General features: G+C 66.0%; 12 protein-coding genes and 3 pseudogenes. 7 read left to right on the top strand and 8 right to left on the bottom strand.

Going from position 1 to position 14003, the window contains the following annotated elements:
* Positions 1–53: 53 nt before the first annotated feature.
* Positions 54–2033, top strand: a complete 1980-nt coding sequence (locus OKW39_RS30010; protein ID WP_429564315.1) for an AI-2E family transporter — start codon at positions 54–56, stop codon at positions 2031–2033.
* A gap of 64 nt (positions 2034–2097) precedes the next feature.
* Here OKW39_RS30010 and OKW39_RS30015 read toward each other — a convergent pair whose 3' ends face one another.
* Entirely contained in the window at positions 2098–3003 is a 906-nt protein-coding gene (locus OKW39_RS30015) for a LysR family transcriptional regulator (RefSeq protein ID WP_429333830.1), read from the bottom strand.
* 114 nt (positions 3004–3117) lie between these two features.
* Here OKW39_RS30015 and OKW39_RS30020 point away from each other — a divergent pair.
* The 5 genes and pseudogenes from OKW39_RS30020 (at position 3118) to OKW39_RS30040 (ending at position 6646) form a co-directional block, all read left to right on the top strand.
* Positions 3118–3546 (top strand): annotated as a pseudogene (locus OKW39_RS30020) ((R)-mandelonitrile lyase).
* The gene (locus tag OKW39_RS30025; RefSeq protein WP_429564316.1) at positions 3521–4222 is read left to right on the top strand and encodes a carboxymuconolactone decarboxylase family protein; all 702 of its coding nucleotides are present in this window, start codon (positions 3521–3523) and stop codon (positions 4220–4222) included. The pseudogene OKW39_RS30020 and the gene OKW39_RS30025 overlap by 26 nt, the downstream one beginning before the upstream one ends.
* 130 nt (positions 4223–4352) lie before the next feature.
* Positions 4353–4565, top strand: a pseudogene (locus tag OKW39_RS30030) (PLP-dependent aminotransferase family protein); the annotation flags it as partial.
* 128 nt (positions 4566–4693) lie between these two features.
* The gene (locus OKW39_RS30035) at positions 4694–6430 is read left to right on the top strand and encodes an FAD-dependent oxidoreductase (RefSeq protein ID WP_429564317.1); all 1737 of its coding nucleotides are present in this window, start codon (positions 4694–4696) and stop codon (positions 6428–6430) included.
* A gap of 21 nt (positions 6431–6451) precedes the next feature.
* Positions 6452–6646: a hypothetical protein gene (locus OKW39_RS30040; protein ID WP_090809820.1), complete on the top strand. Its 195-nt coding sequence runs from the start codon at positions 6452–6454 to the stop codon at positions 6644–6646.
* A gap of 108 nt (positions 6647–6754) precedes the next feature.
* Here OKW39_RS30040 and OKW39_RS30045 read toward each other — a convergent pair whose 3' ends face one another.
* From OKW39_RS30045 to OKW39_RS30055, 3 genes are all read right to left on the bottom strand, one after another.
* Entirely contained in the window at positions 6755–7738 is a 984-nt protein-coding gene (locus OKW39_RS30045) for a 2-dehydropantoate 2-reductase (RefSeq protein WP_429564318.1), read from the bottom strand.
* A gap of 71 nt (positions 7739–7809) precedes the next feature.
* A complete protein-coding gene (locus tag OKW39_RS30050; protein ID WP_429333827.1) occupies positions 7810–8604 on the bottom strand; it encodes a class II aldolase/adducin family protein in 795 nt (264 codons plus the stop codon).
* Between the two features lie 98 nt (positions 8605–8702).
* Positions 8703–9902, bottom strand: coding sequence for an aromatic amino acid transaminase (locus OKW39_RS30055; protein ID WP_429564319.1), 1200 nt, complete (start codon positions 9900–9902; stop codon positions 8703–8705).
* A 65-nt stretch (positions 9903–9967) separates the two neighbouring features.
* Here OKW39_RS30055 and OKW39_RS30060 point away from each other — a divergent pair.
* Positions 9968–10351 (top strand): annotated as a pseudogene (locus OKW39_RS30060) (hypothetical protein); the annotation flags it as partial.
* 58 nt (positions 10352–10409) lie between these two features.
* On the opposite strand, the gene OKW39_RS30065 reads toward OKW39_RS30060, so the two are convergent.
* The 4 genes from OKW39_RS30065 to OKW39_RS30080 all read right to left on the bottom strand — a co-directional run bounded on the left by OKW39_RS30065 (position 10410) and on the right by OKW39_RS30080 (position 13969).
* Positions 10410–11234 (bottom strand): helix-turn-helix transcriptional regulator, encoded by an 825-nt coding sequence (locus tag OKW39_RS30065; protein WP_429564320.1) that lies wholly within the window; start codon positions 11232–11234, stop codon positions 10410–10412.
* Positions 11235–11334: 100 nt separating this feature from the next.
* Positions 11335–12462, bottom strand: coding sequence for a hybrid sensor histidine kinase/response regulator (locus tag OKW39_RS30070; RefSeq protein ID WP_429564321.1), 1128 nt, complete (start codon positions 12460–12462; stop codon positions 11335–11337).
* Positions 12463–12471: 9 nt separating this feature from the next.
* The gene (locus OKW39_RS30075; RefSeq protein ID WP_429333823.1) at positions 12472–13113 is read right to left on the bottom strand and encodes a chemotaxis protein CheB; all 642 of its coding nucleotides are present in this window, start codon (positions 13111–13113) and stop codon (positions 12472–12474) included.
* A 10-nt stretch (positions 13114–13123) separates the two neighbouring features.
* Complete coding sequence (locus OKW39_RS30080) at positions 13124–13969, bottom strand: CheR family methyltransferase (protein WP_090809805.1); 846 nt, start codon at positions 13967–13969, stop codon at positions 13124–13126.
* Between the last annotated feature and the right edge of the window lie 34 nt (positions 13970–14003).

The raw sequence follows: 14003 nt of genomic DNA on the forward strand, positions 1-14003 counted from the left end.
ACGACCAGTGCTCCGCTCGGTCGTCAACGCGTCCCAACCGGAATTCTGCTTACATGAAAATATCGCTGCCGCCACCGCAAGGGCGGCCCAACCGCGTTTACCCGCCGGGCACGCCGGGCCTGCATGGCCTCGTGTCGCTGATCACCGGCGTGGTGGTCGTGTGCGGGCTGTACTTCGGGCGGGAGGTACTGATTCCGATCACGTTGTCGGTGCTGCTGAGCTTCCTGCTCGCGCCGCTCGTGCAGATGCTGCGGCGTCTGCATATGGGCCAGTTGCCGTCGATCTTCATCGCGGTGCTGTTCGCTCTCGCCTCGCTGCTCGCGATCGGCGCGCTGATCGGCGCGCAGCTCGTGCAGCTCGCGGACGCGCTGCCGCAGTACCAGGAAGCGATCGAGCAGAAGATCGAAACCGTGCAGGAAAAGACCGTGGGCCGCGCCGACGCACTGATGAGCAGCGCTGCCAGCGCGCTGCAGCGCGTGGCGCCATCGCGCCCCGCGCCGCCGCGCCCGACCGGCCGGGCCGCGCGCAACGCGCCGCAGGTGCCGCAACAGGTCGAGGTTCATCAGCCCGCGCCGACGCCGGTGCAACTCGCGCAGCGCGCGCTGACGCCGGCCATCGCGCCGATCGAGACGACCTTCATCGTGCTCGTCGTGACCATCTTCATCCTGTTGCAGCGCGAGGATTTGCGCGACCGTCTGATCAGCCTGTTCGGTTCGCGCGACCTGCACCGCACGACTACCGCGATCAACGACGCCGCCGGGCGCCTGTCACGCTATTTCGTCGCGCAGCTCGGCGTGAATCTGAGCGCGGGCGGCATCATCGCGATCGGGCTCGCGATCATCGGCGTACCGGGGGCGCTGCTGTTCGGCGTGATCGCCGCGCTGCTGCGCTTCGTGCCGTACATCGGCATCTGGATCGCGGCGATCCTCGCATTCTTTCTCGCGGCCGCGATCCAGCCGCAATGGACGATGGCGGTCCTCACGCTGATCCTGTTCATCGTCGTCGACGTGGTCGCCGGGCAGATCGCCGAGCCGCTGCTGTACGGTCATCGCTCGGGCCTGTCGCCCCTCGCGGTGGTGGTCGCGGCGATTTTCTGGAGCTGGCTGTGGGGGCCGATCGGCCTCGTGCTGTCGACGCCGCTCACGCTGTGCGTCGTCACGCTCGGGCGCTACGCGGACCGGCTGAACTTCCTGACCGTGCTGCTCGGCGATCAGCCCGCGCTGACGCCCGCGCAGAACTTCTATCAGCGCCTGCTCGCCGACGATCCGCACGAGGCGATCGTGCAGGCCGAACGGCTGCTGCGCGAGATGTCGCTGATCGACTACTACGACAAGGTCGCGCTCGAAGGCCTGCGGCTCGCGCGCAACGACGCGCAGCGCGGCGTGCTGATGCCCGACCAGTTGCAGCGGATCAACGACGCGCTCGTCGATATCGTCGAGAACCTCGAGATCGCCGAAGGGCTGCGCGATTCGCTGTCGCCCGCCGAACCGGCGGACGCGGGTAACGCGCTGCTTGCCGGGACGCCGGATCTGGCGTCGCCGGGCGCGGGTGCCACGGAGCGATACCGCAGCGATCTGCTCATGCGCTCGCAACAGCCGGACGGAGCGGGCAAGGCCGCGGTGTTGTGCGTGCCCGGCCGCGGCGCGTTCGACGAAGTGACGACCGCGATCGCTGTGCAACTGCTGAACCGCCAGGGCTTCGCGCCGCTGATGGCGACGCACTCGGGCTATCGCAGCGCACGCGCCGACGAGCCGAGCTTCAAGGACACGTCGATCATCTGCATCGTGTCGCTCGACGCGCCCGAGTCGCCGCTGTACCTGCGCAACATGCTGCGGCGCACGCGCGAATGGCGGCCGCGCGCGACGCTGGTGGTCGGCGTCGGCGTCGGCGACGCGCCGGACGGCAGCGTCGAACTCGATGCGGGCGGGGAACTGCACGCGTCGCCGACGTTCCGCGCGATGATCGAGGCATGTCACGCGGCGACGGCTGGGCAGCCCATGCGGCAGCCGTCGCAGACGGCCAGCGCCGGCTGAGGCTGGGTGGGCTGAGGCCGTGACCGCAGTGGTGAAAATCTGCGTCGTGATCGCCATTTGCCGGTCACTGCGCTCGACGCTGATAACCGCTCTTCAATGCGTCCACCACAAGCTCGACTGCCCGGGATGATTTGCGGCGACTTGGATAATAGACGTGATGTCCGACGAACGTGGGAAACCAGTCTTCCAGCATCCAATTCAAGCGCCCGGCCCGGACATGCACCTCGGCCAGGTCTTTGGGCACGTACGCGAGCCCAAACCCGCCAAGCGCTGCGTCCATCATCTGGTAGACACTATTGAAGGTGAGCTGCCCTTCGACCCGCACCTGCAGTTCTCGCCGCCCCTTCCGTAGCTCCCACGGGAGCAGTGAATCTCGCGTTGGCAATCGAAGATTGATGCAGTTGTGCAGCGTTAGATCCTGCGGCGTCTTCGCCGGTGCGGTCGATTGCAGGTAGCCTGGAGAGCCCACGATTGCCATCGTCATGTCAGGCGCGATTCGCACCGCGATCATGTCTTTGGCCACCTGGTCGCCTAGCCGCACGCCGATGTCGTACCGATCCGCGACGATGTCGGCTAACCCGTAGTCATTGAGCAATTCAATCTTCAGATCCGGATACTGGCGCAGCAACGGTTGCAGACGCGGCCAAACGTACGAGTTTGCCGCGTAGTCGGTGGTCGTGATCCGGACAGTTCCGCCTGGACGGCTCGTCATCGCGCGCAAGGAATCGACCTCCGCTTCGATTTCCTGAAAACGCGGTGCAATCGCCGCCAGTAGCCGTTCGCCTGCCTCCGTCAACGAGACACTCCGGGTAGTGCGCATCAGTAACTGAAGGCCCATCCGCTTTTCAAGGCCGGCAACCGTCCGGCTCAAGGCCGACTGCGAGACTCCCAGTTGCGCGGCCGCCCGCGTGAAGTTGCGCTCACGCGCAACGTTCATGAAGCCGACCAGATCGTTGAAATCCTCTTTCAATTAATGCTCCACAGCATAAGGGCATCCCGATATTGTGATCTAGTCGCATCAATTGCCAGGAGTTAGATTAACAGCAGTGGCATATCGCCCCGACGATACCGACGAGGAACAGTCATGGAATTGAAACGCGCGGGCTTCCAGCCCTCGAAGAAAGGCCCTTAAGAATGGTTTACGGGCACGGTGCGGCTCGACCCGCTGAACGCTCCGCCTCCGCCGGCACGCGTTTCGTGCGCGAGCGTCACTTTTGAGCCGGGAGCGCGGACTAACTGGCATACCCACCCGCTCGGCCAGACTTTGATCGTTACGGCCGGCTGTGGCTGGACCCAGTGCGAAGGCGAGCCGCGCGTCGAAATCCGGGCTGGTGACGTGATCTGGTGCCCGCCTGGCCACACGCATTGGCATGGCGCAACTTCGACGACCGCGATGACACATATCGCCATTCAGGAAGCGCTCGACGGCAAGAACGTCGAATGGCTGGAGAAGGTCACGGACGAGCAGTATGGAAAGGACTGGAAACATGCAAGATCCATTGTCACAAGTTGATCTCACTCCCGTTTCTCCGGCATTCGCGCGTTATACGAGCCAGACCGTGCTCGGCGGCCTCTGGAAGAGGCCGCAACTGTCACCGCGAGACCGGAGCATCGTGACGCTGTCGGTGCTCATCGCCCGCAACCAGACCATCGAGATGCCGTTCTATTTCCGGTTGGCGCTGGATAGCGGTGTGAAGCCTGCCGAGATTTCGGAAATGATCACGCACCTCGCCTTCTATTCCGGCTGGGGAAATGCGACCGCAGCGGCTGTCGTCGCGAAGGGTATCTTCGATGAACGTGGCATCGGTATCGATCAGGTCCCTCGGGCCGAAGTCGAGCCGCTACCACTGAACGAAGTCGCAGAGCAACAGCGTGCGCAGGCGGTCGAGCAAAGCTTCGGCTCGGTCGCTCCCGGCGTTGTTCAGTACACGACCGATGTGCTTTTCCGCGACCTTTGGCTGCGTCCAGGACTCGCTCCACGCGACCGGAGCCTGGTCACGGTGAGCGCCCTGGTTGCCAGCGCTCAGGTCGCGCAGATTCCGTATCACCTCGGCCGTGCCATGGACAACGGTCTGACGAAGGACGAGGCGTCCGAAACGCTGACGCAGCTCGCCTTTTACGCAGGCTGGCCGAACGTCTTTTCGGCGATGCCCGTGTTCAAGGATGTATTCGCGAAGCGAGCGGCATAAACGTCGATGCCGGATCGTCCACCGGTTGGGAAGCCGCGTTTTTCCGACCGAGGTGGAAGCTCGTCGGCCCGGATGCTGCACTGGCACCGCGGAAGCTCGAACAAACATCAGTTAGGGACCGCGTCTTCACTTCGTCGACGGCCCTGATGGCCCTGTCGACGACGTCGCGGTTGCGGCGCGCGCCCGCGAAGCGGGGCTCGCCGTTCTGCCGCTCTCGGTCTGGTACGCGAATGGTCGCACGCGTAGCACGCCGCGTGGCGTTGTGATGGGCTTCGCAAACATCGCCAATGCAGGTGAAGCGGGCCACCTCGCGCGGAGCTTGCGCGCCTGTCTGGACGGCTAACGAGCGGCGAAGGTCCAGGTCTCTACCACTCCTCACGCTCGCGCGCGGCGCTGTACCCAAAATGAGGACAGCCGCGCGCGAACGCTGACGCATACTGCACCGATAACGCAAGCAAACTGGAGACACGCATGACCCGCCCGTTCAAGCCCTATCCGTTCGCCCCGCGCCGCTATCCGGCCGTGGTGCCGCCGCTCATCGACGGACGCGATCCACAAGCGCGCGCCGTCGCGATCGTCGGCGGCGGTCCGGTCGGCATGACGCTCGCGCTTGCGCTCGCGCGCCAGGGCGTGCGCTCGGTGCTGATCGAGGCGGACGACAGCGTGTGCACCGGCAGCCGCGCGATCTGCATCTCGCGACGCAGCCTCGAAATCTTCAAGCGGCTCGGCGTCGTCGACGGCTTTTTGCAAAAGGGGCTGGCGTGGACCGGCGGGCGCAGTTTCTATCGCGACACCGAGGTGTTCCGCTTCGCGATGCATCAGGACGACGAGCAGTCGCTGCCGCCGATGATCAATATCGCGCAGTATCAGATCGAGCAGTTGCTGCTCGACGAGATCGAACGGCACGCCGATCTGATCGACGTGCGCTGGCAAACGCGTGTGACGGGCCTCGAGCAACGGCCGCAGGGCGGCGCGAGCTTGACCTTGCGCAGCGCCGATCCTGCCGATCCGCAAGGCAAAAGCTGGCAGATGGACGCTGCGTGGGTCGTCGCCTGCGACGGCGGACGCAGCACGATCCGCGACCTGCTCGGGCTGAAGCTCACAGGCACGACCTACGAAGGCCGCTACGTGATCGTCGATATCGAACTCGACAGCACGCGCGCGACCGAACGGCTCGCGTACTTCGATCCGCCGTCGAATCCGGGCTCGACGGTGCTCGTGCACAAGCAGCCTGACAACGTGTGGCGCATCGACTATCAGTTACGCGACGACGAAGACCCCGACGCCGCCGTGCTACCCGAGAACGTGATACCGCGCGTGCAAAACTTGCTCGACTCGATGGGCGAAGCCGGCGCCTGGTCGCCGATCTGGATCACGATCTACAAGGCCAATGCGCTGACGCTCGAACGCTATCGGCATGGCAGCGTGCTATTCGCGGGCGACGCCGCGCATCTGGTGCCGATCTTCGGCGTGCGCGGCGCGAACTCCGGCATCGACGACGCCGACAATCTCGGCTGGAAGCTCGGCTGCGTGATCAATGGGAGCGCGTCGCCAGCGCTGCTCGATAGCTATAGCGACGAACGTGTGTACGCGGCGCGCGAGAACCTGAGCTACGGCATGAAAAGTACCGAGTTCATGGCGCCGCCGACCTTCGCGTTCGACTTGCTGCGCACGGCCGTGCTCGGGCTCGCCGAGCGGCATGCGGCGGTGCGGCCGCTGATCAATCCGCGCCAGACGCATGCAATCGCGTATCGGCAATCGCCGCTGAACTTCGCAGGCGACGGAGCCGATGCGTTCGATCGCGGCCCCGCGCCGGGTACCGTGCTGCCCGAGGGCAGGCTGCTCAAACAATCGCAAGATGGCGCACGGCTCGGCACTCATCTAACCGATCTGCTCGGACCGTGCTTCACGGCGCTGCGCTTCGACGCAGACTTCGCGAACGATGGTGACGCGTGGCGGCAACTGCAAAGCACGCTAGCCAACCAAGGCGTTCCGTTCAACTTGATCGATATCGTCACGGCCGAAGCGCAATCGGCAAACAGCCCTCGAGCGATCGACCCAACCGGCCGCCTGCACGACATGCTCGACGCACAGCCCGGCACCGTCTATCTGATCCGCCCCGACGGCCACGTGCTCGCGCGCTGGCGCAACGGCAGCGCGGCGGCCGTTCTGCGCGCGCTCGATGCCACGCTGACACAGCAGAACTAACGCGCAAGGACCTTCGACATCATGACCGATTCCGATCTCGACCTCGTCTATACGACGCTGTGCAACACGCTGACCCACGAAGGCGAGGCGCAGGCGTCGCTGTATCTCGCGCGCCTCGCGCTCTTGTGCCTGACCGAACTCGACGACTCGCGGCGCGCGTTGTCGTTGATCGAAGCGGCGAAGCTGCCGGCTGCCGCCACGGCCTGGCGGGGGTAAAAGAAACCGCCTACCTGGAGGCGGTTCGCTAGAGGCGGTAACGGCAATACCGCAGCAGTGCGAGGGAATTACAGCCATCACAACAGAACGGGCGCTGGCAGACCGACCTCACTGCCACGGATACAAGCCCAACGTACTCGCATGCAGCCGCGCGAGTCCGAGCAACGCATCCGTATACGGCGTCGGCACGCGCGTCAGTTGCCCCAGTTCGCGCACCGCGCCGACCAGCGCATCGAGTTCGACCGCCTTGCCGGCCTGCACGTCCTGCAACATCGATGTCTTCATCGCGCCGAGTTTCAGCGTGACCGCGTGACGGTCGTCGGGCGCCTGGTCGATCGGGATGCCGAAGCGCGCGCCGATTTCCTTCGCCTCCATCATGATGTGCGTGACGAAACCGCGCACGAGTTCGTCGCCGAGGATCCGGTCGGTCGTTGCGCCGGTGATCGCGCTGACCGGGTTCATCGTCATGTTGCCCCACAGCTTGAACCACACGTCGCGCTGGATCTGCGCCGAAGCCGTTGCATGGAAGCCCGCCGCCTGCAACAGCGCGGCGAGCAGCTCGACACGCTCGCTCGGCTTGCCCGACGCCTCGCCGACGATCAGCCCGTTGCCCTGGTGATGCCGGATCACGCCGGGCGCGTCGATCAGGCAACTGGCATGCACGACGCAGCCGACCGTCTGCGCGGCCGGGATCGCGGCGCTGATCGCGCCGTCGGGATCGATCGTCTTCAGGCGCTGGCCGGCGAGTTCGCCGCCCAGGCCGTCGCAGAACCACCACGGCACGCCGTTCATCGCCGTCAGCACGATCGTCTCGGGGCCGAGCAGCGGTTTGATATGCGCGGCCACGGTCGCCATCGCCGGGCCCTTCACCGCGATCACGACGAGTTCCTGCACGCCGAGATCGGCCGGCTTGTCGCTCGCCTTCACCTGCTCGGCGTAGATCACGCCGCCTTCGATCAGCCGCAGACCATGCTGGCGCACCGCGTCGAGCGTCGCGCCGCGCGCGACCACACTGACCCGATGGCCCGCCTGCGCGAGCTTCACTCCCATCCAGCCGCCGATCGAGCCGGCGCCGTAGATCGCTACTTTCATCGCCTGAATCCTTGCCTGTTGCTGTGATTATTGCAGCGTCGATTGTCGCGCTCTTTTACGCGTGGCTTCAATCATTGCCGGAAACTCGCATCGATCCGGTCGACCCGCCGCACCAGCGCATCGAACACGTCCTGTCCGGCGCCGTGGCGCGGATCGAACTGCAGCGCGTCGCGCGAGCAGCGAATCGCGACCTCCTCCGGCACCGGCCGAGCGCGGCCCATCGAGAACGTCGCCACCTGGACTTCGCACGCGCGATTCAGCGTCCACAGAATCGCGAAGGTCTGCGGCAACGTCCGGCCCCACGATAGCAGACCGTGGTTGCGCAGGATCACCGCCTGCCTGTCGCCGATATGCGCGAGCAGCCGCGGCCCCTCTTCCGCATGAATCGTGATGCCTTCAAAGTCGTGATACGCGATCCGGTCGTGCAACTGCGCGCTATAGAAGTTGGTCTGCTGCAGGCCCTCTTCGAGGCAGGCGACCGCGACGCCCGCCGTCGTATGCGTATGCATCACACAGTGCGCGTCGGGCAAGCCCTCGTGAAGCGCCGCATGCACCACGAAGCCAGCCGGATTCACCGGATACGGCGAGCCATCGAGCACGCGCCCCTGCGCATCGATCTTCACCAGATTGCTCGCGGTCACTTCGCTGTAGTGCAGCCCGAACGGATTGATCAGGAACTGGCGCTCCGGGCCGCTGACGCTTTCGGGCACGCGCAGCGTGATGTGGTTGTAGATCATCTCGGTCCAACCGAGCAGATCGAAAATCCGGTAGCACGCGGCAAGTTGCACGCGCGCCTGCCATTCGTCCGGATGGATCGCGGCCGATCTGGGCGGGCTCGCCGGTTGCGCTTCGAGGGTCGTGGCCATCGTCGGTGTCTCCAAAATTGTCGTTGTGACGGCGCGCCCGTGCGCGCCGCCCATCATATTCACGCGTGCCGCAACAGCGGCCCGAGCGCCGGAGCGCTTCAGGCGCCCGACACCACCGCCGCGATCGACGACGCGACATAGTCCGCGTTGCGCGCGTTCAGCCCGGCGACGCACATGCGGCCCGAGCGCAGCACGTACACCGCGTATTCGTTGCGTAGACGCTCGACCTGGCTTTCGGACAGGCCCGTATACGTGAACATGCCGCGCTGCGCGATATAGCGCGCGCGCATCACTTCATCGACGCGTCCGTCGAGCCCGGCGTGAATCACCTTGCGCATCGCCAGAATGCGCTCGCGCATCGCGCCGAGCTCGGCTTCCCATGACGCGCGCAGCGTCGCATCGGCGAGCACGTTGGCGACGAGGCGCGCGCCGTGCGTCGGCGGATTGCTGTAGTTCGCGCGCACCGCCGACATCAGTTGGCCCGCCACGCGCGCCGCTTCGTCGGCGCTCTTGCAGACCACGCTCAACGCGCCGACGCGCTCGCCGTAAAGCGAGAAATTCTTCGAGAACGAGTTCGCGACGATCAGCGGCACGTTCGCGTCGGCGAGCAGGCGCACCGGCGCGGCGTCTTCTTCGAGGCCCGCGCCGAAACCCTGGTAGGCCATGTCGACGAACGCGATCAGCTTGCGGCGCTGCAAAACCGGCACCAGTTCCGCCCATTGCGGCGGACTCAGATCGACGCCTGTCGGGTTATGGCAGCACGCGTGCAGCAGCACGATGCTCTTTTCCGGCAGCGCGTCGATTGCGGCGAGCATGTCGGCAAAGCGCAGGCCGCCCGTTTGCGCGTCGTAGTACGGATAGGTGTTGACCGTGAGGCCCGCGCCTTCGAACACCACGCGATGGTTTTCCCAGCTCGGATCGCTGATCCACATTTGCGAGCCGGGGAAATAGCGCTTCAGGAAATCGGCGCCGACCTTCAGCGCGCCCGAGCCGCCGAGCGTTTGCAGCGTCGCGATCCGGCCTTCGGCGCGCGCCGCGCTGTGGGCGCCGAACACGAGCGCCTGCGCGGTGTCGCGATAGAGCGGCAGACCCGCCATCGGCAGATACGAGCGCGGGCCGATCGCGTCGAGCAGCGCGGTTTCGGCGCGGCGCACCGCGTCGATCACCGGCAGCTTGCCGGCGTCGTCGAAATAGATGCCGATGCTGAGGTTGACCTTGTTCGGCCGGGGGTCCAGCTGAAAGTCTTCGTTCAGGCTCAGAATCGGGTCGCCCGGATAGGCGGGAATATGGTCGAACATGACGGGTCCTTGAAGACGGCCTCTGCAGGCCTGTTGTAGCGGTCGTCCGCGCGCCGCGGGACGACAGGGCAAACCTTGAGTCTAAGCGGGTTTGCCGGGCCAAGTCGACCCGCACGAGTGTCGGTCGTCGACGCGCCGCGCACAATCATATCCGCAACCGCGCGGCCGGCATCGTGCGGGTCGGCGCGCCCGCTCGTCATCGCGTCGACGGCGCTGCCCGCGGCGATCGCCGAATACGCGCGCGACAAGCCGAAGGTGGTCGTGCGCGTCTGCGATAGCTCGTGATGAGGCGCATCGTCGATCCTGAAACGATTCGCGAGGTGTGCGTGGATCGGTCGACCGAGCGTGCGCTGTCGCCGTCGGCCGACGGCTTCGCGGATTTCGTGAAGCCGTGGTTGAAACGCTGGGATCGGGAGACGCAGGACGAGGCGCGGGGTAAGCGGGGTTGAAGCGAACTCGAAGCGCGATGCGACGCGCGCTGCGGCGCGAGTTTCGACAGATGTGCAGCTAGGGCTGCATACACAGCGCGAACAGTTGCCGCTGATTTGAAATCCCGAGCCGCGCGTACGCGCGCTTCTGGTACGTGACGACGCTCGCCCGCTTCACGCCCATCTGCCCGGCGATCTCGGCCGCGCTCGCGCCATCGAGCGTGCCACGCAACACGTCGAGCTCGCGCGGCGTCAGCGTCGGACATAAGCGCCGCACGCGCGCGAGCATCGCCGCACCGGTGCCCTGCTGATGTTGCCCGTTCAGCGCGTATTGGCCCTTCGCCGCATGCGCGAACAGCGGCGCGACGCTTTCGATCCGCTCCAGTTCGCCCGGCGCGAACACGCCGTACGCGCGGTCGCGATACAGGTTGATCGACAGCCACACGCTATCCGCCGGCTGCACGAGCAACGACAGCCGGTCGGATACGTTCGGCTGCGCGTAGCAGGCCGCGCGGTACGCTTCGTTTTCGATTTCGTCGCCGCGCTGCTGATGCAGCACCAGCGCATCGCGCGAAGCGGTGCGCCGGCGGTGGCTCGATTGACCGATGATCGCGCGATTGCCGTCGAGCGCATAGAAATGCGCGGCGTAGCGTTCGGCGACGTCGCGCAGAAAATGCCCGCCGCGATGGTCGGCCGCCGACACCGTACGGGGCCGCGCGTCGAACTCATACGCGAAGATCGTGCACTGCGAGACGGGCAGCGACAACGATTCGCCAACCGTCAGCAGAATGCTCGCGGCGAGCGCGTCGGCATCCGGGTGGGAGATCGCCATGACGAGGTCGGTGGCGCGCGCGGTGCTGATCTGACCGCTGCGCTGCGGTGATGCGAGGCGCCAGGAACGCATGATGGGGATTCGTGCTTGCGCTGCGTGAATTGGGTTGCGGCAAGCGTAGCACAGCGGGCACGCGGTGGCCCACCGGCGTGATCGCCGGCCTGGCGATGCTTTATCGCCGGGTAAACGACCCCCGCTGCAACGCCACCGTCCTCGGCAATTCGATCGTAAAGGTCGTGCCGGACTCGTCCGTGGATACGACGCTGACGTCGCCGCCATGCATGCGCGCGATCTGCTGCACGATATGCAAACCGAGCCCGAGGCCTTCGCGCGAGCGCGCGCCGTTGCCGTTCGACACGAACGCCTTGAACAGATGCGGAAACACCTCCGCCGGAATCGTGCCGCGATTGGACACCTTCAGGCGCACGCAATCCTCGGCGTCGCCATCGACCTCCACGCCGATATCGCCCTCCGGCGCCCCATGATGCAGCGCGTTGCTGACGAGATTCGACACCGCCTGCCACACGAGATCGGTATCCCACGCGCCGGCCGTATTGCCGGTGCAGGTGAACACGATCTGCTTGCCGCTCTTCTGCGATGCGAATTCGTCGATGACAGAGCGGCACAGCGTCGCGAGCTCGATCGAGCGCGGCTGCAACGGCAGACGTCCGCCTTGCAGGCGCGCGAGGTTCAGCAACTGATCGACCATCCGCGCCATGCGCAGGGCGCTGTTCTTCACGCGCGCGGCGACGGTTGCGGCCTGCTCGTCGGCGGCCGTGCGCATCAGGTATTCCGCCGACGCCAGCACCGCGCCGAGCGGCGTGCGCAGATCATGGCTGAGCACCGCCATCAGCATTTCGTTCGCTTCGAGCATCTGGCGCGTCGTCACCAGTTGCGCGGCGAGCTCGCGCTTCTGCTGCTCCAGCTGCACGAACACGTCGACCTTCGACTGCAGGATGCGCGGATCGAACGGCTTGTACAGGAAGTCGACCGCGCCTGCCTCATAGCCACGGAACGTGCGCGACGCGTCCTGCGCGGTCGCGCTCAGGAAGATGATCGGCACCTGCGACGTGCGCGGGCTGCCGCGCATCAGCGCGGCCAGCTCGAAGCCGTTCATGCCGGGCATATTGACGTCGAGAATCGCCAGCGCGACTTCGTGCTTGAGCAGCAGATCGAGCGCGGCGGTGCCGCAGTCGGCGACCAGCACCGCGACGTCGGGCCGCGCGAGCAACGCTTGCAGCGCGGTGATGTTGTGGACGATGTCGTCGACGATCAGGATGTTCACAGGTGAGTTCGTCATGGCACCGGATCAGAGGGAAGTCGGCAGCGCGGCAAGGCGCTTCGCCAGGGTTGCGGGATTGTAGATCGCGTCGGCCGCGCCGCGCTCGATCGCCGCGCGCGGCATCTCCGGTGCACCGGCGCTGCCGGGATCCTGCACCCACGCGGTGCCGCCGAGCGCGCGCACGCGTTCGAGCCCGTGCGCGCCGTCGTCGTTGGCGCCGGACAGCAGGATCGCAAGCAGCCGATCGCCGTACACCGCGGCGGCCGATTCGAACAGCACGTCGATCGACGGCCGCGAGAAGCGCACCGCCGCGGCGGTCGACAGCGCGACCGTGCGGTCCACTTCGACGAGCATGTGATAACCGGCCGGCGCGACGTACACGCGGCCCGGCAGAATCAGCTCCCCCGCATCGGGTTCGAGCACCGGCAGCGCGCAGCGATGCGCGATCGCCGGCACCAGATAGCTCGGCGAATCGGGCGGCAGATGCGCGACGATCATCACGGCTGCCGCGAAGCGCGCGGGCAGCGCGGCGAGCAGCACCTTGAGCACCTCGATGCCGCCCGCCGACCCGCCGATCACGACCAGTTGATAGCCGCGGCGCGCGTGCGTCCGCGCGGCGCTGGCGTCGGCGGCCTGGGTGGGCGGGGGTTCACTGGTCGAGCGTGGCATCGCGACCTCGCTAACGCTTCTGATAAATGCGTTCGGCCGCGCGAAACTCGTCGAACGCCGGGTAGTGACGTGAAAACCGCAGGGTTTCCTTGCTGCCCAGGCCGAGAAAGCCGCGCCGCACCAGTGCGTTCTCGAACAGCCCCAACGCACGATCCTGCAAGCCGCGATCGAAATAGATCAGCACGTTGCGGCACGACACCAGATGCGCTTCGAGGAACACTTCGTCGGTGGACAGGCTGTGATCGGCGAACACCACGCGCTCTTTGAGCGAGCCGGCAAAGCGCGCGCCGCCATATGCTGCATGATAGTAGTCCGACAGCGAACGCGTGCCGCCCGCCGCCAGATAGTTCTGCGTGAAGCCCTGGATGCGTTCGAGCGCGTAGATGCCCGCCTCCGCGCGCGCGAGCGCGTCGGGGTTGATGTCGGTCGCGTAGAACAGCGTGCGCTCGGTGAGACCCTCCTCGTCGAACAGGATCTTCAGCGACCACAGCTCTTCGCCGGTGCTGCATCCGGCGACCCACACCTTGATCGACGGGTAGGTGCGCAAACGCGGCAGCACGTGCTCGCGCAGCGCGAGGAAATACGACGGATCGCGAAACATGTCGCTGACCTGCACGGTCAGGTAGCGGAACAGCCGCGAAAACTCGTAGCCGTCGCGCATGATGCGGTCCTGCAATTGCGACAGCGTCTCCACGTTGAATTCATCGAGCGCCTGCGTGAGGCGGCGGCGCAGCGACGACATCGCGTAGTGGCGAAAGTCGTGCTGATACTTCAGATAGATCGCCTCGAGCAGCAGCCGCAGCTCGATGTCGAAATCGCTGATGCGGTGCGGTACCTCAGATGCGGACGGTTTCATCGCGTTGCTCGCTTGCGTGCCAACGCTCGCGCCG

Source organism: Paraburkholderia sp. MM6662-R1 (genome assembly GCF_050436245.1).
In the GTDB taxonomy this organism is placed as follows: domain Bacteria; phylum Pseudomonadota; class Gammaproteobacteria; order Burkholderiales; family Burkholderiaceae; genus Paraburkholderia; species Paraburkholderia tuberum.

Coding starts and splice junctions, on each gene's coding strand:
- OKW39_RS30010 (WP_429564315.1), top strand. CDS start 54: ATGAAAATATCGCTGCCGCCACCGCAAGGGCGGCCCAACCGCGTTTAC.
- OKW39_RS30070 (WP_429564321.1), bottom strand. CDS start 12,462: ATGACGAACTCACCTGTGAACATCCTGATCGTCGACGACATCGTCCAC.
- OKW39_RS30025 (WP_429564316.1), top strand. CDS start 3,521: ATGCAAGATCCATTGTCACAAGTTGATCTCACTCCCGTTTCTCCGGCA.
- OKW39_RS30065 (WP_429564320.1), bottom strand. CDS start 11,234: ATGCGTTCCTGGCGCCTCGCATCACCGCAGCGCAGCGGTCAGATCAGC.
- OKW39_RS30050 (WP_429333827.1), bottom strand. CDS start 8,604: ATGGCCACGACCCTCGAAGCGCAACCGGCGAGCCCGCCCAGATCGGCC.
- OKW39_RS30055 (WP_429564319.1), bottom strand. CDS start 9,902: ATGTTCGACCATATTCCCGCCTATCCGGGCGACCCGATTCTGAGCCTG.
- OKW39_RS30075 (WP_429333823.1), bottom strand. CDS start 13,113: ATGCCACGCTCGACCAGTGAACCCCCGCCCACCCAGGCCGCCGACGCC.
- OKW39_RS30035 (WP_429564317.1), top strand. CDS start 4,694: ATGACCCGCCCGTTCAAGCCCTATCCGTTCGCCCCGCGCCGCTATCCG.
- OKW39_RS30045 (WP_429564318.1), bottom strand. CDS start 7,738: ATGAAAGTAGCGATCTACGGCGCCGGCTCGATCGGCGGCTGGATGGGA.
- OKW39_RS30080 (WP_090809805.1), bottom strand. CDS start 13,969: ATGAAACCGTCCGCATCTGAGGTACCGCACCGCATCAGCGATTTCGAC.
- OKW39_RS30040 (WP_090809820.1), top strand. CDS start 6,452: ATGACCGATTCCGATCTCGACCTCGTCTATACGACGCTGTGCAACACG.